At 68.0% G+C, this 21,981-nt stretch carries 19 protein-coding genes; 11 read left to right on the top strand and 8 right to left on the bottom strand.

Annotation, left to right across the window (positions count from 1 at the left end; translation table 11 throughout):
• Positions 1-38 precede the first annotated feature (38 nt).
• Genes L0P92_RS19560 through L0P92_RS19550 form a run of 3 tightly spaced genes read left to right on the top strand, consistent with a single transcriptional unit; the run spans position 39 to position 5,194 of the window.
• Entirely contained in the window at positions 39-3,086 is a 3,048-nt protein-coding gene (locus L0P92_RS19560; protein WP_234764086.1) for a lantibiotic dehydratase, read from the top strand.
• Positions 3,083-4,231: a lanthionine synthetase C family protein gene (locus L0P92_RS19555; RefSeq protein ID WP_234764085.1), complete on the top strand. Its 1,149-nt coding sequence runs from the start codon at positions 3,083-3,085 to the stop codon at positions 4,229-4,231. Before L0P92_RS19560 ends, L0P92_RS19555 begins: the two co-directional genes overlap by 4 nt.
• A 12-nt stretch (positions 4,232-4,243) precedes the next feature.
• Positions 4,244-5,194, top strand: coding sequence for a thiopeptide-type bacteriocin biosynthesis protein (locus tag L0P92_RS19550; RefSeq protein ID WP_234764084.1), 951 nt, complete (start codon positions 4,244-4,246; stop codon positions 5,192-5,194).
• 72 nt (positions 5,195-5,266) lie between these two features.
• On the opposite strand, the gene L0P92_RS19545 is transcribed toward L0P92_RS19550, so the two are convergent.
• Together L0P92_RS19545 and L0P92_RS19540 are read right to left on the bottom strand one after the other, a co-directional pair.
• Positions 5,267-5,539: a hypothetical protein gene (locus tag L0P92_RS19545; protein WP_234764083.1), complete on the bottom strand. Its 273-nt coding sequence runs from the start codon at positions 5,537-5,539 to the stop codon at positions 5,267-5,269.
• A 133-nt stretch (positions 5,540-5,672) separates the two neighbouring features.
• Positions 5,673-7,760, bottom strand: a complete 2,088-nt coding sequence (locus L0P92_RS19540) for a hypothetical protein (RefSeq protein ID WP_234764082.1) — start codon at positions 7,758-7,760, stop codon at positions 5,673-5,675.
• Positions 7,761-8,267: 507 nt separating this feature from the next.
• Between L0P92_RS19540 and L0P92_RS19535 the strand changes: the two genes are divergently transcribed.
• The 3 genes from L0P92_RS19535 (at position 8,268) to L0P92_RS19525 (ending at position 9,834) form a co-directional block, all read left to right on the top strand.
• Complete coding sequence (locus L0P92_RS19535; RefSeq protein ID WP_234764081.1) at positions 8,268-8,408, top strand: hypothetical protein; 141 nt, start codon at positions 8,268-8,270, stop codon at positions 8,406-8,408.
• A gap of 344 nt (positions 8,409-8,752) precedes the next feature.
• Positions 8,753-9,574, top strand: a complete 822-nt coding sequence (locus L0P92_RS19530) for a hypothetical protein (RefSeq protein ID WP_234764080.1) — start codon at positions 8,753-8,755, stop codon at positions 9,572-9,574.
• On the top strand, positions 9,571-9,834 hold the full coding sequence (locus tag L0P92_RS19525; protein WP_234764078.1) for a hypothetical protein: 264 nt from the start codon (positions 9,571-9,573) through the stop codon (positions 9,832-9,834). Before L0P92_RS19530 ends, L0P92_RS19525 begins: the two co-directional genes overlap by 4 nt.
• A gap of 179 nt (positions 9,835-10,013) precedes the next feature.
• Here the strand turns inward: L0P92_RS19525 and L0P92_RS19520 are convergent, their stop codons facing one another.
• Positions 10,014-10,715 (bottom strand): restriction endonuclease, encoded by a 702-nt coding sequence (locus tag L0P92_RS19520; protein WP_234764076.1) that lies wholly within the window; start codon positions 10,713-10,715, stop codon positions 10,014-10,016.
• A 373-nt stretch (positions 10,716-11,088) separates the two neighbouring features.
• Positions 11,089-11,859 (bottom strand): hypothetical protein, encoded by a 771-nt coding sequence (locus L0P92_RS19515; protein ID WP_234764074.1) that lies wholly within the window; start codon positions 11,857-11,859, stop codon positions 11,089-11,091.
• Between the two features lie 1,819 nt (positions 11,860-13,678).
• Between L0P92_RS19515 and L0P92_RS19510 the strand changes: the two genes are divergently transcribed.
• The 3 genes from L0P92_RS19510 (at position 13,679) to L0P92_RS19500 (ending at position 16,538) form a co-directional block, all read left to right on the top strand.
• Positions 13,679-14,404 carry a hypothetical protein gene (locus tag L0P92_RS19510; RefSeq protein WP_234764072.1) on the top strand — a complete coding sequence of 242 codons (726 nt, stop codon included), beginning with the start codon at positions 13,679-13,681 and terminating at the stop codon, positions 14,402-14,404.
• Positions 14,405-14,668, top strand: coding sequence for a MerR family transcriptional regulator (locus L0P92_RS19505; protein WP_234764070.1), 264 nt, complete (start codon positions 14,405-14,407; stop codon positions 14,666-14,668). It begins immediately after the preceding gene.
• Positions 14,669-15,116: 448 nt separating this feature from the next.
• Positions 15,117-16,538 carry an ATP-binding protein gene (locus L0P92_RS19500; RefSeq protein WP_234764110.1) on the top strand — a complete coding sequence of 474 codons (1,422 nt, stop codon included), beginning with the start codon at positions 15,117-15,119 and terminating at the stop codon, positions 16,536-16,538.
• A 254-nt stretch (positions 16,539-16,792) separates the two neighbouring features.
• Here L0P92_RS19500 and L0P92_RS19495 read toward each other — a convergent pair whose 3' ends face one another.
• Both L0P92_RS19495 and L0P92_RS19490 read right to left on the bottom strand, forming a co-directional pair.
• Complete coding sequence (locus L0P92_RS19495; RefSeq protein ID WP_189781019.1) at positions 16,793-17,203, bottom strand: roadblock/LC7 domain-containing protein; 411 nt, start codon at positions 17,201-17,203, stop codon at positions 16,793-16,795.
• On the bottom strand, positions 17,200-19,173 hold the full coding sequence (locus tag L0P92_RS19490) for a sensor histidine kinase (protein ID WP_234764069.1): 1,974 nt from the start codon (positions 19,171-19,173) through the stop codon (positions 17,200-17,202). Before L0P92_RS19490 ends, L0P92_RS19495 begins: the two co-directional genes overlap by 4 nt.
• Before the next feature lie 393 nt (positions 19,174-19,566).
• Here L0P92_RS19490 and L0P92_RS19485 point away from each other — a divergent pair, with 393 nt between their 5' ends.
• Positions 19,567-20,091 (top strand): DUF4396 domain-containing protein, encoded by a 525-nt coding sequence (locus L0P92_RS19485; protein WP_234764067.1) that lies wholly within the window; start codon positions 19,567-19,569, stop codon positions 20,089-20,091.
• Between the two features lie 11 nt (positions 20,092-20,102).
• On the opposite strand, the gene L0P92_RS19480 is transcribed toward L0P92_RS19485, so the two are convergent.
• On the bottom strand, positions 20,103-20,684 hold the full coding sequence (locus L0P92_RS19480; protein ID WP_234764066.1) for a TetR/AcrR family transcriptional regulator: 582 nt from the start codon (positions 20,682-20,684) through the stop codon (positions 20,103-20,105).
• A 116-nt stretch (positions 20,685-20,800) separates the two neighbouring features.
• Between L0P92_RS19480 and L0P92_RS19475 the strand changes: the two genes are divergently transcribed.
• Positions 20,801-21,424 carry a DUF2218 domain-containing protein gene (locus L0P92_RS19475; protein WP_234764065.1) on the top strand — a complete coding sequence of 208 codons (624 nt, stop codon included), beginning with the start codon at positions 20,801-20,803 and terminating at the stop codon, positions 21,422-21,424.
• Positions 21,425-21,527: 103 nt separating this feature from the next.
• Here L0P92_RS19475 and L0P92_RS19470 read toward each other — a convergent pair.
• Positions 21,528-21,981, bottom strand: a 454-nt coding sequence (locus L0P92_RS19470; RefSeq protein WP_234764063.1) for an ATP-binding protein, incomplete at its 5' end; no start/stop codon positions are given.

Genomic DNA, 21,981 nt, shown 5'->3' with positions numbered 1-21,981 from the left:
GCCCCGCGCACCGCCGTGACGAAGAAGGAGGCGCAGCGATGTACCACGCAATCGACGCGAGCATGATCCGCACATCAGTCTTCCCGCTGGCCGCGACGCTTCCTCCTTGGCCCGACCTGGATGGGGAAACCCCCGCCGACGTCGAGCGCTGGCGCGACTGGATCGCCCAGGTCTGGTCGGACGACACCCGGGCTGCCGCAATCGAGTTCGCCGCGCCGCTACTCGCCTCCGCCATCCGCGACGTGCTCGACGGAGAGCGGCAACGGCCGCGCACCGTCCGGCGCACCACGGCCTCGCTCGCCCGCTACCTGCTGCGCATGCAGCACCGCGCCACACCGTTCGGGCTGTTCGCCGGCCCCGCCCCCGTGAGCATCGGCGGCACCGCTCGGGTGAAATGGGGGAAGGAGCACCGTGCTTTCGCCCGGGCCGATGCCGAGTGGTTGAACGCCGCCATCACCGCCCTGGAAGGCAATCGGGAGGTGCTGCGGCGCCTGCCGGTGATGGCAGATCCGACCTGCACGGTACGAGGCACTCGGGTGGCAGTACCGCACCAGTCCGGCACGAATGGCCCCACCGACACCACACTGCGACGAACCCGAGCTGTGGAAGCGGTGCTGACCTTGGCCAGTACGCCGATCATGGTCGGCGACCTCGTGGTCAAACTCCACGGCGACTACCCGGATACGCCGACCGCGGTGATCGAGGACATGGTGTCCAGCCTCGTCGCCCATCGCGTCCTGCTGACCAACCTCCACGCCCCCATGACGTGCGACGAAGCGCTCGGACATCTCATCGCGCAGCTCGACGCCACGGGTGCCGCCGCCACATCAGGTGGGGCGGAGACAGCCGAGGAGCTGCGAAAGATCCACCAGCTGCTCACCCTGCACGACATCGCTGCCCAGGGTGAGCAGCAGGCCCTACGCGTCCAGGCGGCTGCGCGGATGAACACCCTCATCGACGCCACCGCCCACACCCTGGTCGTCAATGTGCGCCCCGACTGCGACATCGTCCTGCCGACAGCGGTCACACGCGAGGCGGAGCGTGCCCTGGAGGTCGTCTCCCGCATCTCGCCGTACCCGAACGGCTCTCCAGCGTGGCAGGACTATCGCGCACGGTTCCTGGAGCGCTACAGCATGGGCGCGATCGTCCCCCTGCGCGACCTCACCGACCCGGACACCGGCCTCGGCTTCCCCGTCGGCTACCGCGGCACCGTCCTGAAGCGGCCGGTGCTAGCCACGACCCGCCGAGACGATCACCTCCTCTCCCTCGCCCAGTCGGCGGCCCTCACCGATCGGCGCGAAGTCGTCCTCACCGAGGAGGACATCGAGGCCATGTCACTCGGGGAACCCACTCAGGTGCCCGCGCACGTCGAACTGTGCTTCACCGTGTTGTCCCCCTCACTGGAGGACCTGGAGCACGGCCGATTCCATCTGGTCACCGCAGGTCTGTCCCTCGCGGCCGGCACCACGACGGGCCGTTTCCTGACGATGCTGGACCAGTCGGACCGCGACCGGATGACCGCCGAGTACGCCGCCCTGCCAACGCTGGCCGCCGGAGCCGTACGCGGGCAGGTCTCCAGCCCACCCCTGCGCATCCCGACCCGCAACGTCGGCCGCGCCCCAGCCGTCGTCCCGCACGTCCTCTCGGTCGGCGAGCACAACCCGGACTCCACCCTCGACCTGGACGACCTCGGCGTCGTCGCCGACTCCCGACGCCTCTACCTGCTCTCCCTTTCCACCGGACAGCTCATCGAGCCCTCGGTCATGAACGCCGTGGAACTCAGCAGCGCCACGCACCCCCTCGTCCGCTTCGTCACTGAATTGCACCGCTCCCACACCGCCATCCTCACCCCCTTTGCCTGGGGCGCGGCGGCCCGGCTGCCGTTCCTGCCCGAAGTCCGCGTCGGCCGCACCATCCTGTCCGCCGCCTGCTGGCGGCTGAACACACGCGACCTCTGCGACGACAGTCGCGACTGGATGTTCCGTTTCACCGACTGGCGCATCCGCTACGGCGTGCCCCGCACCGTGTACGTCGGGGGCAACGACCAACGGCTCCGCCTCGACCTCGACGTCAGCGCCCACCGGCAACTTCTGCGCGCCGAACTGGACCGCCACGGAACGGTGACCGTGCACGAAGCGCCCGACGAGGCGGCGTTCGGCTGGGTTGGCCGCGCCCACGAAATCACCGCGTCCTTCGCTTCCGACCAACCACCTTCCCCCGCGCCCATCAACCGCATGGCAACCGTCGTCCGCCATGGCTCCAGCCGCCTTCCCGGCGCTGGCGAGTGGGCCTACCTGAAGCTGTACGGCAACGCAGACCGGGCACCCGAACTGCTGACCGCGCACCTCCCGCGCCTCCTCCACGACTGGGACGCCGACGAACCGACGTGGTGGTTCACCCGCTACACCGATCCCGACAGCCACATCCGGCTGCGACTCCGCCTCCCGAGCCCGTACGCCTTCAGCGAAGCGGCACAGCACGTCGCCGCCTGGGCGAACGCACTACGTGCCGAGGGCCTGCTCCAACGCGTGCAGTGGGACACCGACGAGCCGGAAACCGGACGCTACGGCACCGGCCCCACCCTGGACGCCGCCGAACAGGTCTTCGCCGCAGACTCCGCCGCCGCCCTCGCACAGATGGCCCTCCCCATCCCCGAGAGCCTCCGGCCCGCCGTCACCGCCAGCAGCTTCGTCGACATCGCCGACGCCTTCCTCGGCTCTCCAGCGGACGGACGGGCATGGCTGACGACGAACCTCCTGAGGAACGACGGCGAAGCCACCACCCGCGGCGTACTCTCCGCAGCCGTCCACCTCTCCGCCCCAGGCCCCGGTCACGCGGCCCTGCGAGCCTTGCCCAACGGTGATCACCTCGTCACGACGTGGGCCCTGCGCCGCACCGCCCTGACGGCCTACCGCCAGGCTCTCGAAGCGCACGGTGCCGACCCCGCTGCGGTTCTGCCGTCCCTCCTGCACATGCACCACAACCGGGCTGCTGGCATCGACCCCGACAGCGAAGCCATCTGCCGCCGCCTGGCCCGCGCCGCCGCCCTTTCCTGGACCGCAAGAAAAGAAGGAGCCCTGCGGTGACCACCGCTCCGCCCGCCCCGGACACGGACGCCACACTCCGGCAGTCCCTCGCCCGAGGCTCCCTCGGCATCGCCCTGCTCCACGTCGAACGCGCTCGCCAGGGCACCGGATCCTGGCAGACCGCCCATCAGCAACTCGCCGACATCGGCCCGCTCCTGGACGGCAACGAGACCGGCCTGTTCCTCGGCGCGCCCGCGATGACGTACGTACTGCACTGGACCACCGTCGACAACAACCGGTACACCAGCGCCCTGCAGACCCTCGACCGCATCGTCGCAACCCACATCCGACGCCGACTGACAGCAGCACACGCCCGCATCGACCGCGGCGAGCCGACCACCTTCGCCGAGTACGACCTCCTGCGCGGCCTGACCGGCCTCGGCGCCCTCCTCCTACGCCGCGCCCCCGAGGGCGGCGAGCTCAAGGGCGTACTGGAGTACCTGGTGCGCCTGACCGAGCCGCTCCCCACCGCTGACGGGCGACCCCGCCTGGGCTGGTGGGTGAGCCACAGCCCCGTCAACCTCAGTGCTCCCATCCCCGACGGCCACGCCAACGCCGGCCTCGCCCACGGCATCACCGGCCCCCTCGCCCTCCTCGCACTCGCCAAACTCCACGGCATCACCGTCCCCGGCCACGAGAAGGCCATGCTGCGGATCTGCAGCTGGCTGGACCAGATACGAGTGAACGACCACCACGGCACCCGCTGGCCACGCTGGATCACCGACACCACCACCGTGCCCCCACACCTGGCCGCCCCCTCCTGGTGCTACGGCACCCCCGGCCTGGCCCGCGCCCAACAACTCGCCGCCCTCGCCCTGAACGACCCCGACCGCAAACGCATGGCCGAACGAGCACTCCTGTACTGCCTGGCCGACCCCATCCAGCTCGACCAACTCACCAGCCGCGGCCTGTGCCACGGAGTCGGCGGACTTCTACGCACCGTCCAACGCGTCGCCGAAGGCGCCGAGATCCCCACCGCGTTCACCGACCGACTCCCCGAACTCCGCGACCGCTTCCTCGCCCTAGCCCCTCCGGAGGAACCCGGCTTCCTCGAAGGAGCAGCAGGGGCTGTCCTTGCTTTCCAAACCGCCGAACCGGGCTCCGGACCCGCCACCAACTGGGACGCCTGCCTGCTGCTGTGCTGAGGAGACCACCACATGGGCCACGAGGACACCAGCGCAATGGAGAACGCCGTCCTGTCCGTCCTCGCCGGAACGCCGATCGAGCAGGCCGCTAACAGGGTTCGCACATCCCCAGCCCGGCTGACTGATGCGCTCGAGCGCTACCGCGCCGCCGGCCGAGCCGCACTCACCACTCCGCCTGCGGAATGGCACCAGGTGAACATCGAGTTCGCCGACTACCCCACCGCAGAACACGCGTTCCGCGCCTACCTCCTGCCGTATCTGCACACCGAGGCGGTCGGAGCATGGTGGTTCGTACGGAAGTACCCCTGCTGGCGCCTGCGCGTACGCCCGGCCCCGGACACCGAGGACACCATCGCGCACCTCACTGAAGCCCTGGACAGAATCCTGTCCCGGGGCACGGCCAAGCGATGGTGGCCCTCCCGGTACGAGCCAGAGACCATCGCGTTCGGCGGCCCAAAGGGCATGACGCTCACACACGCCCTGTTCCATGCCGACAGCGTCGGCGTCCTCGACTACCACCAGCACACTGCCAACGGCACCGGCGGCCTCCTCGGGGCGAAAGAGACCTCCTTCCTCGTCACGACCCTGTTCCTGCGCGCCGCAGGACTGGAATTGGGCGAACAGGGAGACGTCTGGGGTCAGGTCGAGGCCAGACGGCCGCTTCCCTCAGACGTATCCCTGACCCAGATCAGCGGCATGACGGCCGCGCTACGACGACTTCTGACGCTCGACGCCCGCGCCGCACTCGCCGACGGTTCCCTGACACCGCAGCGGACCTGGATCACCAGCATGGAGCGCGGCGCCACCGCCCTCGCGGACGCGGCTCGCGCGGGCAGCCTCCAGCTCGGCCTGCGCGCCATCCTGGCCAGACACGTGCTCTTCCACTGGAACCGCATGGGCTTCACCAACCGCCGGCAGGCCATCTGGGCACGGGCGGCGAGACAGACAACCCTCGGAAATTGACCTCGATCCCCAGCGCGGGCTGCCCGGACCGAGCGCGGTCCGGGCAGCCCGTCTGCCATGACGCCTCCAGCTTTACGGGGAGGGTGCCGACGTGGGCTGGTCGGCCGGCGCCGTGGTCACGGTTGAGGGCTGCGTGGGGGTAGTTGCGTCACGTGCGGTGTTGTCCGTTCCGCCGAACAGCGCCCAGAGCATCATCACGACAGCGGCAGCGGCACCGATGGCGCCGACGATGTCGCCTTTCCCTGTGGAACCGGGGATTTTGTCCGTCGTGTGTTTGTGGACGAAGTAACAGAGCACGAGTCCGGCCGTCAGGATGGCGGCGCGGAGACCGTCGATGGTGATCATTGCTGGGCTTCTCCTACAGGCTCGGAGCCTGCCTGCCCTGGCCCGCTCGGCTTCGGCAGGCAGGTACCACCCAGGGGGCCGCTGCAAGTGCTGGCCCCCGGGACCTCTTCTCAGTGGGCTGGGTGGTGGCCTGTCAGGTCTGGGTGCGGTCCGCGTCCGGGGTCCGGCCGGGGTGCGGTTCGGCGGGAGGCCGGACATCGATCAGCAGGTCTTCCAGGGCGCGTACGTTTTCCCGGACCTCCTGCCAGTCGGCCCGGCTGCCCATGGGGTGTTCCTTGAGCGGGTTGGGGAAGTCGGCGGCCTCGGTGATCAGGTTCTTCACGGTGCTGACCGCTTGGCCCAGGTTGTCGAGCAGGTCGATGCGGCGCTGCTCGTTGCGGTCTTCTCGGGACTGTGTCCGCCCGGCCGTTGCCGCCTGGGCTGCGCGGAGCTTGCGCCGTTCCTTGGCACTGCGGTCGGGGTCGGCCTGCTCGAAGAGGTGTCCCTCGCGCAGGGTCTGCAGGGCAGCGCCATCCGGGATGGGCCGGCCCTGAGGGTCCACGTGCAGGTACGTGTAGTCCGCCTGGACCGAGCGGCCCTCGCCGGTGCCGCCGGCCTTGGTGGGGTCAAATGTCTCTAGCACGGTCTGTGCCTGCCGACGTCCGTGGGCGGTGGCGGCCCAGGGGGAGAGGAGCGCCGGGGGCGTGGCCCGGTACGGGACACGGCCGTCATCGACCTTGCTGCCGGTGTCTCGGGTGAGGACGGCGTCCGCCATCAGCGCGGTGCCCGCCAGCACCATCAGGGTGGTGACCGCGTTGTGGTCACCGTCGTCCGCCAGCAGGCGGACGGATTCCGGGGAGCCGACCACCGGCGTCCAGTTCTGGAACACCTCCGGGGTCAGGGCACCGCCGTTGCGCCAGGCACGCCGGGCGACGTCCGTGGTATCCGGCTTGACGGCGCGCCAGGGGAGGTCGATAAGGACCCCGAGAAATCCGGCGTACCGCTCGTCACGCACCTGCCCGAACCCACGGTCGCTGCGGATGAACCTCTTCGCCTCCACGAAGATGTGCGGCCGGGTCAACGTGTGCACAATCAGTAGTGCCCGCCACAGCGGCGTCAGGCGTCCGTCCGGGTCGCACACGGAGTGCCGCTCCAGGCCGAAGTCCGCGACCAGGACGTTGACGTCGTCGGCGGTGAGTCCGTCCTCGGCGGCGAGCGTGGCGAACGTCTGGCTGATCAGCCCCCGGGCCAGAAGATGGCCGACCATGCGCCGCGCGGTCATCGCGTCCTGAGCCGCGTCCCTCCAGGGGTTCACGCTGATGTGCCGAGCGCTCTGGGCGGTGGCGATCGCGGCCGGCAGAGTGTCAGGCGCGGCGTCTTCGGAGATGACGGCGCCGACGACCAGGCGCAGTGGGATGCGGCGCGCTTGCAGCTGACGCAGGGTGGGCATGCTCAGGCCGTCCCGCTCCAGGGCTGCGTTGTACTGCTCCGCGTCGCGGATGTACGAGCGTCGGCGCGCCGCGCGGGACGCGTTGAAGGTGTCGCCGAAGGAAGTCGCGACCCGTCGAACCATCTCGGCCGCGTTAGCGGCCGGATCGTGCAGCCGGGCGCGGCCGGCACTCACTGCCCTGGAAATGCCGTCGTACAGGCCCGCGATGTACGTCGTCGGGCTCCCGTCGTCGTAGTGGGCCTCCGAGATGACCGCCTCGACCGGCGTCATTACGCCGTTGCTGAGGATCGAGTCGCTGTAGTCAGCTCCCTCCTGCCGCAGAGTCCCCATGGCCACGGCCTCCACGAGCGCCCGCGCTTCTGCCGGGCTGGCGAAATCCACCCTCAGCTGGGCGAGCTGCTGGCCGGAGTCGTCGACCACCCCTGTGGGCTTGGGCGAGGTTGGGGCGTTGACGAGGTGCGAGAGTCTCGGGTTGCCGAGCACCGTGGAGAGAGAGGCGGCATCGGCGACACCTTCGAGGAAGTACAGGGCGGTGGCCCCGGCGTAGAAGGTGCCCAGGCCGTCGACGCCGTTCTTGTGGGTAGCCAGGAGAACGAGCCGGGGTACGTCCAGGAAGACGCCCGTCGCAGCCTCGATGGCTTCGGGCGAGAGATTGATCCGCGGGTTGTCCCGCATGGCCCGCCGGAGCGTTCCCAGCTCCTTCGGCTCCGGGATGGGGAGCGGCTGGGGGACGTGCTCGATGTCCAGGACGCTGCCGTCCTCGGACGTGATCTGTACGCGTGAGGAACTCATGAACGAGATTCCTGTCGTTCAGTAGTGTTCCGCAGCACTTGTGCGGAAGACACTCCCACCTGGAGAACAGGCAGACGCGGGCACGATGGCTACCGCGTGAAACCGTCCACGCCAGGCCGGTGACGAGGCAGGCCATCGAGGGAAGAGCTGTTTTCCAATCAGCTGTCCCAGGCCGCTGCAGGGTTGCCACCCACCAACGACAACTACCTGTGGTGAGCACGTCCGTTACTGAGCGCTTCTCTGTTCGTAGCGAGAGAGTGTAGCTCGTTTCGGCCTGAGACTGTTGGTGCTTCAGATCGGTCCTGGTGCGTCCGCAAACAGGAGACTGTCGGCGATGGTGTCAGCGGGCCGCTGCCAGGACGAAGTGCCGGGTCTGCGGTTCGCGCGCGTCGGCCTCCTCGGAGACGACGACGCCGTCCACACGCTCGGTGATACCGGTGGCCCGCAGCTTGCGCGCTGGGTGTCCACCTCGCCGTTGGTCGCCACCCCCACTCGCCAGTCGGCCCCATGCAGCTCGTCCAAGCCGTCGAGGACCTCGGCCGGGCACGCACCAAGACCGCGATGTCGTTGCAGTACGCACGCCACAACTCCGCCGTCGACATGGGCAGCCGGTACCGGGTCCGGATCACGTCAAAGGAAGACGGATAAGCCCGCTCGGCCACCACGCCTAGGACGTGCGCCTGCTCATCGTCCTCCAGACCGTGCTCGGTGGTGAACTCGGCGGCCCAGTCGGCGAGCGTTCCCCGCCGTCCATGAGTGTGTTGTCGAGGTCGAAGAGAACCAGGGGCTGCAGCACATCCCGCACCCTCGTGCGCCAGCGTCAGCTCCGGATCCACCCCGCTGAGCAGGCTCCATGTCCTGCCATCGCTGACCGCCGAAGCACAGCGCCAAGAAAATTATCGGCAGCGCCAGAAAAAAAGTCGCAGCAAAGTGTGGGGTCTCGAGTCTTCGCATCCATATGAGTCGCCAGGCTTACAACCACCGTACGAGGATTGGTGTTGCTCAAAATGATCAGCAGTGGCGACGAGGCCGAGCTGAAGGTGAAGATCCCATTCGAGGACGGGGACGATCCGCCTCCCCCGACCCTCGTTCAGGACCGGAGGCTGTACGACGAGTTGCTGCGGGTGGAGTTCCGCGGCCCCCGCTACGACGTCTTTGCCCAGGAGCTGTGGACCTACGGCATCCGCACCCTGACGGCATGGATGCGCACGGGCGCCATCTCCCATCACTGCCACCGCTACAACGTGGCCTTCGACGCCTCGGAGGTCGAACTGTCCATCCTCGCCCGGACCTCAGAGGTACGCGAAGCCCTGGCCGTGGACAGCGTGACGGCGGCCGCACCCCGTTTCCTGGAGCGCTCGCTGCGCGGCGGCGAATGGAACCCGGACAAGGGCGCCAGCATGTTCACCTTCTTCGTGGGCGGATGCGTCATGGCCTTCGGCGACGTCTTCAAGACCTGGTCCCGGAAGCGGCGCCGGGAAGTGAAGGTGATGGCTTACGGGCTCCTCAACCTCACCGAGACCGACGCCGTTTTCCCCGGTCAACTCAGCCTGTTCGACGACCCCGCCGAAACGGTCGCCTCGCGTGACACGCTGCGGCGGATACTGAGCGAGGCCACCCCGGAGGCTGCTGCCATCTGCACGCTGATGCTGCGCCGACCGGAGCTGAACCAGCGCGAAATCGGTGCTCTGCTGGGCGGTATGAGCGCCCGCGCGGTCGAGGGACAGCTGCGCCGGCTCCGCGGAACCGCTCGCGTGCTCGCGGCGAGCGGGAAGATCAGTCGGCCGCAGTTCTTCGAGGCAGGCCAGCGATGACCGTACAGATCTCCTCCGAAGCCGTGATGCTCCTCGTCATCGGCGGCGTCGTCGGGCTCGCCGTCTACAAGCACACCACGCGGACCCATACCGGTGCCTCCACCCGAGGAGACCTGGTGGGCGCGATCGGAGCGGCAGTGGGCGTCATGACCGTCCTGGCGCTTCTCTTCAGCCTAGGAGACGCCGGCGAGACGTTGCAGCGGCCAGGCCCGGCATCGGGGCCGACGACGATGACGAGCGCGGAAACCCGAGCTCCGTGAAGCACACGGTCTCCGCTGCCTGTCCGGCGCGCATGGTGGCGATCAGGTAGCCCCTTGCCGAGGGATTCTGGATGACGGTGAGCACGGCGGTACAGCCGTGCTCTACCTACGCGGCCCGGAGGCGTACGGCACCAAAGTGGCCGAGGATCGTGATCCGGCCTCGCTCTACCCGAGGCCGGTTACTTCTCGTACGCCTGCTTCCAGCGCGCTCGGTGACGGGAGTCGCCCTGCCCCTGGCCGTTCACCTCACTCAGGGACAGCAGAGAGGCCCCGTTGTTCCACAGCCCGAGGTGATCCCGGTGCACGGCAAGAATTCCGTGCTGCAGGGCAAACTTCTCTGAGGGGCGGCTAAACCGCGTGGTCGTGACGAACACGGCCAGGTCTGCCGCGAAGTGCACCTTGGCGCCCAGCAGATCGCGCAGTTCACGGCTCGCGATCGTGCTGGTCGGCGCGTAGCGCTTGCACTGGATCACCACGCTCCGGCCGTCCGGGAGGCGGCCGACGACGTCAGCGCCGTTGTCGTTCGCACCGCCCACCCGTCGCACCTGTGTGCAGCCGTCCCGTCGGCACAGGCTTGCGACCAGGTCCTCGAACTCGGTGCCGGTCATCGCGTCCACCTTGGCGAGTGTCCGGTGCCCGGCCTTCACCGCCTCTTCCTGCCGCCACAGACGGTCCCGCCCGCGCACGAGCCTGTCCGTACGCCACAGCCACCAGCCCGCCGCGCCGACGCCGCCCAGGACCAGTGCACCCGTGATGTACGGCCACACGGCCGACCAGAACACCGCCAGCAGGACGAGCGCCAGACCACCGCCGGCCGCCACCGCCTTCAGCCGCGCAGCCCGCCGCCTGCGTGCAGCCGTACCCCGTCTACGCCCAGCCACGATCGAAGCCCCTCCCCCCACAGGTCCGTGTACGGCAGTCTGGGCAGCCCGAGGCAGCGCGAGAAGGGCGCAAGTCGGCCATGTCCGGATCGGACTGCCGGGAGAGGTGACGTGATCCCAGCGACGGCGAGCGACGCGACCACCATGAATGTCAAGGACAGCGGCCTCCGCAGCTCTTGCTGGTGGTCATCGAGCTGATCGACTCCGTAGAAGCGGACAGCGAGACAAGACTCCAACAAGCTGTATTACACCCGCGAGCGCGGCCCTCTTACCTTGATCCGCGGCGGTTTTCGGTCACTGGCTTTCTCGCAGGCAACCGCAAGCAGCGGCTTCGGCTCACCTGATTCCCAGCCAGGCGGCGCCACAGTGACACCTATGCCCCGAAGACGCGAGCGACCTCACGATCGAATTCCGCGCACTCGCGCAGATATGGATCAATATCGGCCCGATACTTAAGAGTGATTCGGTCAAACAACCACTTGTCGAGCTCGCCAGCCTTCTGGGCATACGCGTCAACCACGTCAACGATGACAACCGCGTCACCCTGACCGGCGATCCAGGTGCGCAGCTCACCGCTCCAACGGCTCCACGCGAGCAGGGGTTCAGCTGGCAGAGTGAAGGTGATCTCGAAGGACTCTTGCCCGAACGTCTGCCTGCTCTGCGCTACGGGGAGTTGGGCATGGGTGATGTAATTGCGCAGCCCTTTCAAGAATTTAGCCTCCACGTCATCCTTAAACATGGAGGTGACCTTGCTGCGGTATTCATTCATCAGCGCCGAGTCATCTTGGAAGTGCTCCTCCATGAAACAGCGCTGCTGATCGACCCGCGTGCTCATCCCCATCAGCACGTTGTGCAGAAGCCGCTCAGCCTCGGAAAGAAGCCGGTCGTGTGCCTCGGGATTGCGTACGTCGAGGATGGGGCCAGATACCACCGGGTTCTGCAGTTCGGCGACCAGGGACTTGTACTGCGCGACGTTGCCCTGAAACACGTACCCTATGCGCTTGACTCGGTCTCCGAGCGCGATGGCGCGACAGCCCGGCGAGGCGTTGAGCCGCTTCTGCCAATCCAGCAGGGAAGGTCGCCCCGCTTCCTCAGGAGCCGTCTGCTCGTCGGCAGGATCGGGCTGAACACCAGTCTCGGTCACGCGGCATGACGTTACCGGGCCCGTTGGTACGACGCAGACGGATTTCAGCTCGGACCGGACCTGCCCCGAACTCGGGCCTTGCCGTCTCGGACGTCAACGGCAGCGGCTCCTTCGGCTCTTTCCGGTGGTCACCGGGCTGATCGACTCCGTGGGGCATAGATGCGCCGTGACACTCACCGCGTGACCGACACGACACCGCACGCGCCAGACGGGCCCGGCCGTTCCCCGGAGCAAGCAACCGGGCCAGCGAGGTCGTCGGTGACAGGCATCGGCCGGGTGCGGTTCCCTCTCATGCGCTGGGTACTCGCGCCTCGGACGACCTGGCAGGCCCGTCGGCTGGCGACCGAGTTCGGGCCAGGCATGGACGCTCGCACTGCCTGGGTGATGGCGCGGCTGGCACGGCACCCGGAGGAGCACGTATACGCGATGCGGCTCCTGGACGATGAGGAGAGCGCCGGCTGATCTCCGTCCGAGGGCCCGTTGCCGATGCCCTCACACCGCCAGGACCCTCATTGATCAGGCGCAACGTGGCCATCTCTGGTCTCAGTTTTGGTCTCGTTCACCCCCGTCCGGGGCCGTCCGAACCGCCTCCCATCACCCGCCCCACCGCAGGTCAGGACGCCCCCGTTCCGCCCCGTACAGCCGGGCGAACATTTGGAAAGCGTGTTGGGGGCAACCCCTCACGAGTTCGAATCTCGTATCCTCCGCAGCCGCCTGAACAGGCGAAACAGAGAGCCGAGCCGCGATTGCGGCTCGGCTCTCCGGCGTGGACCGGTTGCATTTTTGGTTGCGCTTACAGCCAACATTCGGGACATCTCGGCGCACAGCTGAGCGCACGCTTCCGCATCACGGCGGCTGGTCGGCACCAGCTGTGGCGGACCCCTACGGAACCTGGCGGTAGATGCCGCGACGGTTACCGATGGCCAGGATCCACACGACGATGTGGCCGTCCTAGACGGTGTAGACGACACGATGGTAGCCGCCCCTGAGCAGTTGGCGCAGGCTCCGGTCGGCCCCGCGCGTTGCAGTCGAGGCGAGCCACAAGCCGCCAACGCTCGCTGGGGGGAATCAGCCCTCATGCGGCATCCGCCAACTATGGGGGTACGCCAGGGGCTCTGGCGGCGCTGGGTGCGCCCGCGTCGCGCGACGCCCTGGCGGAGCTACCGAGGCGGCGGACGAGGAAACCACTCGCGAACTGGACGCCGTGCTGGAAGTGCTGGCCGATCATGCTCTGGCCTGGCCGGACGGCACGGGGAAGCTCCGCATGGCCGGGTCGCTGCGCCCAGACATGGAACACGCCCCTGGCGCTAGATGCTGCACTGGAGCAGCTGCTCGCGGGCGCGACCTCCGACGAACTGCGCGGCATGCTGGCGGCAGTGGGCGTCAAGCCTCCGGGCACCAAGCTGCAGCGACTGGCCGCACTCGTGGAACACCACAGCGACCGGGAGCGGCTCGTCGCGGTGGTCGCGACAGCTCCCGGCGACGGCCCGGAAGCTGCTCGCACGCCGAGCCGCAGCCATGCCGAGCCAATCGCAGTTCATCCTGTTCGGCCCTGTCGGCCCCGGCCTCGCACGAGACGCCCAGTGGGCGCGCGGGACCGGGGACTCCTGATCCAGGACCGTGACCGCTACAGTCCGGCCCGTTTCCCATAGGCCGAGGGCCACCTATCGAGTACCGCTACTCATGCCCGCACATTGTTGTGCCGCCAAACATAGTTCACTCGATTAGGGATGAATCCCAGCGGAAATCCCCGAGAAGCACAGTTGCTGCGACCCATGATTTTTGCGTAGGCCCGATCCGACGGCGCGAGAGGAAAACCATGCGCGATGTCTTCGCTGTCATCACTGAACGAGTTCTGCGCGACTGCGGCGGAGAACCCATCTGCGCACATGTGGGCGATGTTCAAGTGTGGGCAATCAAGAGCCATCCCACATATCAAGTTTTGCGCGACAAAGTTCGGCTTGGTCGATCGAGATCCGTGGCAAGCTTGCGGCTCTGGGAGTCCGTGGGCACTTTGGCGAGAGAGAGTGACCGACTGGAGCGAGAAAAGTGGTTGATGATCCTACTAGATCTACTGACTCCATACTTTGGGGGATGGTCGAAAGAGTTGGCAAGAAAATGGCACTACGATGTCTCTGACATCAGGTCTGCGATGGTGGAAGGCGCCCTGGAAACATGGTTCTCCAGGGCAGGTGGCACGCCTTCCAAAAAACTGCTGGACACCATGATGACTCGCGCGTTCACCAGCGCTCGTGAACTGGTGGAATCCGGAAGCTCGGAAACATGTGCAACGGGTGCGGAGTATTTGATCGCTGATGCCGCGCATGAGGAAGATTCCACACTGCGCGCCTCGTCGATCATTGACGCCAGCACGGTGCGGGATCCGGATGCCGATGAGAGAATTCGCGGGGAGCGCACGGGCGCCTTGTTGCAACGAATGGGAGTAATGGACCACGTCAAGACCCTTCATGACAAACTCCGCAGCGGCTGCCGTGACGGGGTAGATTCGCCCGCCATTACTCCAACACAGGCAGGGCGGTCATGAGTGGACGGAAAGAATCTTTACTATCGGATTTCTGATCTCCTGCCGCAATATGTCAGCTTCAGCGAGGCTGCCAATATTATTGGCCTTTCAGAATCGCAAGCATCAAAACTGGCCAGGAAGGGCACCCTCCCCTTCAGAATACTCTGGATTGGTAATAGTCGGGTTGTGTCGGTCAAGTCGCTTATGACTATCTTGGGCATCCAGGACTCCATCGTGCATCCCGATGATGTAGAAAATGGCGCTTCTCATGTCGGCGAAGAATAGAAATTCGACGAATGCTTCCGCTGCCAAGGTGGACCGGTGCTCTGCGGCTGCCTCGCCCGGCTCTCGACGGACGAGCCAGGGCAGTGCCTGACACGGGTGATTGCGGCTCGGCTCTTCTGCATGGCAGATCTCACCAAGGAAACGTGCGTATGGAAAGGCGCCTGCCGCACAGGGTGGCCGCTGTTGTCCCGCCCCCGCGAAGGAAGGTCGGGGCCGTGCCGCGGCCCAGATGCACCGTCACCCCGGCGCCGCGGACAAGTCCGCCGACGTCGGCCTCCACCTGCTGGCAGACCGGCTGCTCAAGGCCATGCCACTCATCGTCGCCGGTACGCGACCAACCTTCCCCACTCCCATGCCCACAGCGTCATGGGCCTCATGCCCGAGCGAAAGCGGGATGGTATCGCTGGGGATAGTATCGCTAGGGATACCATCCCCAGCGGGAGCCTACATGCGTCGTTTCATCGGGCGGGAACGCGAACTGAACGTGCTCGGCAACGCCTTGCAGGCGGTTCACGACGCCGCCGGGTCGGCGAAACCCGGTCAGTGCATCCTCATGCGCGGACGGAGGCGGGTCGGCAAGTCCAGCCTCGTCGAGGAGTTCATCCGGCGGACCGAGACGCCGTACCTCTTCTTCACCGCGGCGGGCGGCACGGCGGAGGACGAGCTGACGGAGCTACTCGACGCCGTCGCCAGATCCACCCTGCCGGAGCGGGAACTGTTCTCGGAGGAGACTCCGGAGCAGTGGAATGCGGCACTCAGGCTGCTTGCGGAGATCCTGCCCGACGACACTCCCAGCGTCGTCGTCATCGACGAGGTTCCGTATCTGATGGACCGCATCGATGCCTTCGAGGGCGTGCTCCAGCGGGCATGGGACCGGCTGCTCAGCCGCAAGCCGGTGCTTCTCCTCCTGGTCGGGTCCGATCTGTCGATGATGGAGGCGCTGAACAGCTACGACCGGCCCTTTCACCAGCGGGGTCGGGAAATGATCGTGGGCCCTTTGAACCCGGCCGACATCGGCGAAATGCTCGACCTGTCTCCGGCGGCCACGTTCGACGCCGCTCTGATCACGGGAGGTCTACCTCTGATCTGTGCCGAGTGGCGGGCCGGAGCGGATGTCTGGGAGTTCCTCCACGACTCGCTGGACAACCCGATCTCCGCGCTGCTGGTCTCCGCCGAACGGTCACTGGCCGCGGAGTTTCCACCGCAGGCGATGAGCAGGGAAGTCCTGCGGGCCATCGGATCCGGGGAGCGAACCTTCACCAACATCGCTCGCGCAGCGGGCGGCATCGCCCACACCACTCTGACCCGAGCCACTGACCTCCTGACCGAGAAAAGGGTCGTGGCCGCCGAGCTGCCGCTCTCGCTCAGGCCGTCCAAAGAACGCCGCTACCGGGTGGCCGACCCCTACCTGCGCTTCTGGCTCGCGTTTCTGGATCCGCACATGGCGGAGATCGAGCGAATGCGAGGGGATCTCACGCTGAGCCGAATCAAGGAGCAGTGGACGAGCTGGCGGGGCCGCGCGATCGAGCCCCTGGTCCGGGAATCCCTCGCCCGCCTCCTGCCGGACGGGCTCCTGCCCGCCGCTCCGGCGATCGGCGGGTACTGGACCCGCAGCAACGACGTGGAAATCGACTTGGTGGGGGCCGACCGACAGCCGGTGGCCAAGCAGTTGCTCTTCCTCGGCTCGGTCAAGTGGTTGGAGAACTCCGCGTTCGACAGCCACGACCTGGCAGCACTGCAGAAGCATCGGGCGGCGGTCACCGACGAGCCAGTACCGCTCGTGGCGGTCTCCCGCAGCGGGATCAGATGTTCCGGTCTCCAGGCGGCCTATGGTCCCGACGAACTACTCACCGCCTGGCGCAAGGTGTGAGCAGGGCTGGGCATCTATGGTTGCATTCGCCTCCGTCCGCTGCGGTCCGGGCAGAGACCGCCCTCATGGTCCGCCGCAGGTCAGGACGCCCCCGGCCCCAGTCGAACCCTGAGACGAACATTTGGAAAGCGTCTTGGGGGCAACCCCTCACGAGTTCGAATCTCGTATCCTCCGCAGTCGCCTGGACAGGCGAAACGAGAACCCCGGATCGCTCAGCGGCCGGGGTTCTCGGCATGCTCTGGTCTCAGTTGGGCTCACCTGGGCGCGGAGTGCAGTTCGCGTACCAACTGTGGGGTGAGCAGTTCGCCGGCGCGGTCGGCGAGGACGGCCATTTCGTAGCCGACGAGGCCCACGTCGCACCCTTCGGCGGCGAGGACGCCGAGGCAGCTGCCGTCGCGGATGCGACCGACCATGAGGAAGCCCCCCAGCATTTCGATCATGACGAGCTTCATGCCGTGGAAGCCGTGTGCCGTCGCCGCGTTCTGGGCGAGGCTGGTGATGCCGGAGACGACGGCGGCCAAGTGGTCGGCGCGATCTCGGCCGAGGCTGTCCGAGGCGGCCATGAGCAGGCCGTCGGAGGAAACGGCGACGGCATCGGTGACGCCGTCGGCGGTGCGCACGAACTCCGAGACGAGCCAGCCGAAACTCTGGACGGCGGTGGTCACGATGACGCTCCTTGGGGGTTTCTGGCTTCGGCGCGGGCGACACCTGCTCGGAAGCCGTTGAGCAGGGAGGAGACAGCGGGCCTGGCGGGTGGGGGTGAGGTGGAGGGGTCCACCACGGGGGCGAGCAGGCGCCCGGGGAGGACGAGAAGGGCGGACAGGCCGCCGCCAGGAGTGTCGAAGAGGTGGACTTGAGCGCCGTCACCGAGACGGTGGGCGAGTCGGCCGACGACGAGGTGGCCGAGGAACCGGGTGGGTGCGGCGACCAGGGTCTCCTCGCCGGAGTCGGAGAGGAGGGCGGCCGCACGTGCTTTGTCGGCTTCGGACATGCCGATGCCGTGGTCGACGACACCGAAGGAGTACGTGTCGTCCTCGGTGTCGTACCAGCCGTGCACCTCGACCGGTTCGGTCGGGGGCGAGAAATTCAGTCCGTTCTCGATGAGCTCGGCAAGGAGGTGGGCGACATCCGCGACGGCGTGCCCACGCACCCGCACCGGCTCCACGGTCGCGATCAGAACTCGACGGTACTGCTCCACCTCGGCGACCGCGGACTGGACGACCTCCAGACCGTCGGCGGGTGCTGCCGTGGCCCGCGGCGGATTCTGCCCGGCCAGGACCAGCAGGCTTTCGGCGTTGCGCCGCATACGGGTGGCAAGGTGGTCGAGCTCGAAGAGCTCGGCGAGGGCGTCCGGGTCGAGTTCCTGCCGTTCCAGGCGGGTGATGAGGCTGAGCTGGCGACGGACGAGGCTCTGGTTCCTGCGGCCGAGATTGGCGAGCGATTCCGTGGTGTTGCGACGCAGGCCGGCCTGCTGGGCGGCCAGCTGGAGGGCCGTGTGCTCAACCTGCTGCAGGGACGCCGCGACCTCGGCGATCTCCGCCGCACCGCCCAGCAGCCGGGCATCGGGGTTGTCCCGTACGTTCTCCGGCGGGAGGAGCTGAGCATGGTCCTGCGGCGACTGCTGTATACGGGCGACGGCTGCGGGCAGTCGGCGGCGCGCCACGTGGTCAGCGGTCTCGGCGAGCCCACGGAGCGGGCGCGTGAGGGACCGGGAGGCAACAGCGGCGAGGCCCGCGACAAGGGCGGCGACGAGCGTGCCCGCGACAAGATAGGCGGTGAGGGCCAGCTCGGCGTCGTGGCTGAGCCGATCGGCCCGGTCCCGTACGCCGTCACCGACCGACTGCTGTACGGCGTACAGATCGTCGACGAGTACGGTCATCGCGTCCCACCAGGTGCCGGCGTCGGCGCGCAGCGGGGAGCCGTCGGGGGCGCCTTCCGCCTGTTTCTCGTAGGCGGTGGCGCGTTCGGCGTCCTCGCTCGCGAAGGCTTTCTCCAGTGCCGCGCGCTGAGGTGCGGTGGCGACCTGCCGGAAGCGGGCGAGGGCGGCGACGCGTGTGGCTCGCACCTCGGTGAAGTCGATGTACGCGCGGCCGCGGAAGGCGCCTTGGGCGAACACGCCGTTGAGGAGTCCGCGTTCGAGAGCGACGGACTCCTTGGTGGCGGCCAGCTCGCGCAACGCGGCCAGCCCGTCACGCAGTTGACGGTCGGCGCCGGTCGCGGTCTCCGCCACCGGATCGACGGCGCTCAGGGCGTCGACGGCGCCGGTGTAGAAGGTGAGGGTCGCGGCCTGGCCGGCGGTGCCTCTGTCGGCGGCGGCCCGGATGTCGGCGAGACGCCGCAAGTGCCGTTGGACGACTTCCTCGACGGCGCTTTCACCGCGCATTCGGCGCAGTGCCGTGTCGACGCGCTCACGCGTGGCGGAAAGCGGTGGGCGGAACTCCTTCGCACCACCCAACAGGCCGTTGGTCAGGCCGCGTTCGCGCTGCAGCTGGTGCACCAGGGCCTGGATGCGCAGGCTGAGACCCACCTCGGCACGGGTCGTCCGGGCGTCGCCGAGGGCCTCGGCGCGGCCGTGCACCGCGAGACCGGCCACCGCCAGCAGCAAGCAGATCGGGACCGTGATGACCACCGTCACCCGGCCCCTGATGCTGCGCCAGCCAGGCATCGGCCGTCGCCCGGGAGTCGTTCGGCCCCCGTGGCGGCGCGCTGAACCGCCCTTGCCCAACCTGCCGTTGTCAATCGCGGCAAGCCTGCCGCGCAGCGGCCGTACGGGTATCCACACCCTCATGTCACGAAGTTAGTCCGACCGCCGTAGCGGCCGGTTTCCTGCCTGTTAGACCGCGTGGGACATTCCGTTGCGCCGCTCTCACACCGCAGAGCAAGAGATTGTGACCGCAGGTGGCGCTGGTCCGCACGAACTTCCCCACGACTGGGACAGCACTCTTGGAATATACCCCTGGGGGGTATATGTTCCGTGACCGTGAGCCCGACGCCGGGGTCACACCGACGGGAACTGGGGAGGAAGTTCATGGACCACAGCGCTCATCACACCGACACCACGCACACCCCCATCGACCACGAGGACCACGGCCACGCGGCACACCACGGCGCTCACGCGGGGGCGTCCTGGTCGACGGCGGCGAAGGCGACGCTGCACTGCCTGACCGGCTGTGCCATCGGCGAGATCCTCGGGATGGTCATCGGCACCGCGTTGATGTGGGGAAACGTGCCCACCATGGTCCTGGCGATCACGCTGGCGTTCCTGTTCGGCTACTCGTTCACGCTGTTCGCGGTTCTCCGGGCCGGTCTGGACCTCAAGTCCGCGATCAAGGTCGCGCTGGCCGCCGACACCGTCTCGATCGCCGTGATGGAGCTGGTCGACAACACCATCATCGCGATCACCCCGGGAGCGATGGACGCCCACCTGTCCGACGGGCTGTTCTGGTCAGCCCTGCTGGGCGGGTTCGCGGTCGCCTTCCTGATCACCATGCCGGTCAACAAGCGGATGATCGGCCGCGGCAAGGGGCACGCCGTCGTACACGCCCACCACTGAGCACCGGTTCTCTACACCGACGGCGAGGGGCGCAGGCCGTCCGCCGTGACACGGACCAGCCTGTGCACCGCCGCCTCGGACGGCAACCCGCCGGCCGCCGAGAGCGCGTGCAGGCAGTAGGCGGCGAGTTCGTCCGGGGCGACGTCGGCGCGAACCTCGCCGGCCTCCACTCCCTCGGCCAGCAGACCGGCGAGGAATCGGATCAGATGCTGCTCGGCGTGGGCGACATGCCGCCCTCGGTGGAGTACGGCACCGATCTCCGGGTCGTGTCCGCGGCGACGTCGCTGGATTCGAGCGTAGGCGTCGAGGACCGCCGTCAGGCGCTCGCCGGGGCTGCCCGGCCGGTCGCGGAGTGCGGCGAGTTCCTCGAGATGGCCTTCGATCTGGCACTCGTGCCAGGCCGCCAGGATCGATTCGACGTCCGGGAAGTACTTGTACAGCGTGGCCCGGCCGATCCCGGTCCCCTCGGCGATCCTCGACATCGTCACCGCCCGCAGCCCCTGCTCGGCCACCAGGGCCGCGGTCACTTCCAGGACCGCCTTCCGTACCGCCCGACGGTGCTCCTCGATCGTCTCGTTCCACAGCTTCGGCACGTCCGCAGTGTACGAGGCGACGTCATCGATACACCATGACTTGACAGAGACAGAGTGTATCGATAAATCTGGCGAACGTCTTACGGATCCGCGTCACCCGACACCCGAGGACGGCCATGCCGATCGCCGAAGCCCGAGTCGAGACCGACCGGCCCAGCCGGTACCTCGTCCAGTTGTGCAAGCACCTCAGCAACAAGGGCCGCCACCTCGGCCACCGCCCGCCCGGCCACCGCCCGCCCGGCCTGCGGCCGGATCAGATCCACGTCGAGTGGTCCGACACCCAGGGCGTTCTGACCCTCCCCTGGGGCCGGTGCACGCTGCACGCCGAACGGGACGCGCTGGTGCTGCGCGCCGAGGGAGACGACGAGCAGGGGCTGCGCCGGCTCCAGGAACTCATGGCCACGCACCTCGAAAGGTTCGGCCGGCGCGAAGGACTGCAGGTGAACTGGCAGGACGAGCAGGCCGGGCAGGGGGCGGGGGCGCCCGCCGCACGGCACGAGGACAGCGGCGACGCCCGCACGTCCTCGCCGAGGCGCGGACACCTCGCGTCGGCCGGCGTCGCGATCCTGGCTCTCGCGATCATCGCCGTCCATCTGGGCCTGGCGGAGGCCGTGCTGTCCGGGCCACGCTGGACGGACTGGGCGGTCGGCGCCGTTCTGGCCGTCGTGGTCGTGAAGATCGCGGCCCTTACGGCCCTTGGCCGCCACGCACACCGTCGCGGCCGACGACGGACCGGCTAGGCACGCCACCTGCGTGCCCCTCCCGCTCCTTGAGGCAGAACCAGGAACACGCCACCGAGACCGCCACGCAGTGACCCTCGGCTGATGGGCTGGTGAGTGCGCGTCAGAGAGCGCCCGGCGGCGCCGGTGCCAAGCGCTGTTCCGCCCAGATGGTCTTCCCCTTCGACGTCTGCCGGGTCCCCCAGCGCTGGGTGAGTTGGGCCACCAGGAGGAGGCCGCGGCCACCCTCGTCGTAGGTGCGGGCGCGGCGGAGGTGGGGGGCCGTGGTGCCGCCGTCGGAGACCTCGCAGATGAGGGAGGTGTCGTGGGTGAGGTGGATGAGGCGTAGCTGGATGGGGGGTTCGGCGTGGCGGATGGCGTTGGTGACGAGTTCGCTGACGACGAGTTCGGTGACGAAGGCGGCGTCCTCCAGGCCCCAGGCCTCCAGCTGGGCCAGGGCGTCCTTGCGGGTCTGGGCGACGGCGGAGGGGTCGTAGGGGACGGACCAGGTGGCGACCTGGCTCGCGTCGAGGGCGCGGGTGCGGGCGACGAGCAGGGCGACGTCGTCGGGTGGGCGG

The organism is Streptomyces muensis, from assembly GCF_021474425.1.
GTDB classification, from domain to species: domain Bacteria; phylum Actinomycetota; class Actinomycetes; order Streptomycetales; family Streptomycetaceae; genus Streptomyces; species Streptomyces muensis.
The sequence above is the reverse complement of the archived record's forward strand: the minus strand, read 5'-3'. Positions and strand labels throughout refer to the sequence as shown.